2 protein-coding genes are annotated in these 1,634 nt (G+C 66.9%); one reads left to right on the forward strand and one right to left on the reverse strand.

Going from position 1 to position 1,634, the window contains the following annotated elements:
* Positions 1-235 precede the first annotated feature (235 nt).
* Positions 236-1,459 carry an MFS transporter gene (locus AKL29_RS24295; protein WP_050385903.1) on the reverse strand — a complete coding sequence of 408 codons (1,224 nt, stop codon included), beginning with the start codon at positions 1,457-1,459 and terminating at the stop codon, positions 236-238.
* Positions 1,460-1,575: 116 nt separating this feature from the next.
* Between AKL29_RS24295 and AKL29_RS46845 the strand changes: the two genes are divergently transcribed.
* Positions 1,576-1,634 (forward strand): hypothetical protein (locus AKL29_RS46845; RefSeq protein ID WP_283809415.1); only part of this gene is annotated, 59 nt, incomplete at its 3' end.

A 1,634-nucleotide genomic window follows, 5' to 3' on the forward strand; every position in this document is an offset into this window, starting at 1 on the left:
GTTCGACACCGCAGCTTGACACGTCGGGCAAATCAGCAGTATTTTTCCATTATTCCGAAATCATGAAAGCTTGCCCCGGGGCTGATCCTCCCCTTCTCCCCGCGCGCAGGGAGAAGGTCGGGATGAGGGGAGTCTCCACGAGGATGGTGAGAGACAAGCTCGCGGAGAGAGTTCCCCTCACCCGCCGCTGCGCGGCGACCTCTCTCCGCAAGCGGGGCGAGGTAAGGGAAGCGCCCTACTCCAGCTTCTCCACGTCCCGCAGCGTCGGGAACAGCTTCATCCAGAGCAGCGCGACCGCAACGGTGGCGACGCCGCCGAGCACGGCCGACGGCACGGTGCCGAGCAGCGCCGCGGTGACGCCGCTCTCGAACTGGCCGAGCTGGTTCGACGCGTTGATGAACAGGAAGTTCACCGCGCCGACACGGCCGCGCATCTCGTCGGGGGTAGCGAGCTGCACCAGCGAGAAACGGATCACGACGCTGATCGTGTCCGCAGCGCCGAGCACCGCGAGCGCCAGCGCCGACAGCCACATCCAGTGCGACAGCGCGAACACCACCGTCGCGACGCCGAACACGATCACCGCCTGGAACATGCGCATGCCGACGCGGCGGTTGATGGTGTGCCGCGCCAGCACCATCGTCATCAACAGCGCACCGACCGCGGGCGCGGCGCGCAGGATGCCGAGGCCGAGCGGGCCGGCTTGCAGGATATCGCGCGCATAGATCGGCAGCAGCGCGGTGACGCCGCCGAACAGCACCGCGAACAAATCGAGCGAGATGGTGCCGAGGATCGCCGGATTGCTGCGAACGAAGGTGACGCCGGCAAACAGATCGTCCGACGACCCACCGTTCTTCACCGGCGCCTGTTGCAGCCGGCCGATGCCGCCGGTCAGGAGGGCGCCGAACAGCCAGAACACCATCATGATGCCGTAGGGCGCGCTCGGCATCAGGGCATAGGCGAAGCCGCCAAGCGCGGGTCCGGTGATGGTCGCAACCTGCGCCGCGCCGCTCGAGATCGCGGTCGCCCGCTGCAGCGAGCCTTGCGGCGCGATCAGCGGCAACAGCGCGGCGGTCGCCGGACTCTCGAACGCGCCGGCGATCCCGAGCACGAAGGTCGCGACGAAGATCTGGATCTCCGAGATGGTGCCGGCAAAAGTGCTTCCGGCGAGAAACAATGCGGTCAGCGCCTCCGCGATCTGGCAGGCCTGCACCACGCGCTTGCGCTCGAAGCGGTCAGCGGCGTGGCCGGCGACGAACACCAAGAGCGCCGTCGGCAGAAACTGCACCAGTCCGACCATGCCGAGGTCGAACGCGCTGCCGGTCAGATCGTAGATCTGCCAGCCGATCGCCACCGCGCCGATCTGGCTGGAGAAGCGCGACAGGCTGCGCGACGACAAGAAGAACAGGAACGGTCTGTGGCCGAGCAGATCGCGGGCGCCGGCCGGCGTGGCGGAGGACATGGATGATTGCGTGGCCGAGCGCCTGCAACTTGTCAATGGATACGAGATGAACGCGCAACAGCATTGCGCTGCGCGGGGCCCCTGCCCATAATCCCGCGAGAGTTCTTGGGGGCGTGATGCTGCAGTTGCAATCGGCGTTCGGCGTGGTGGCATTGCTCTTGATCGCCTGGGCGCT

The organism is Bradyrhizobium pachyrhizi, from assembly GCF_001189245.1.
Classification (GTDB): domain Bacteria; phylum Pseudomonadota; class Alphaproteobacteria; order Rhizobiales; family Xanthobacteraceae; genus Bradyrhizobium; species Bradyrhizobium pachyrhizi.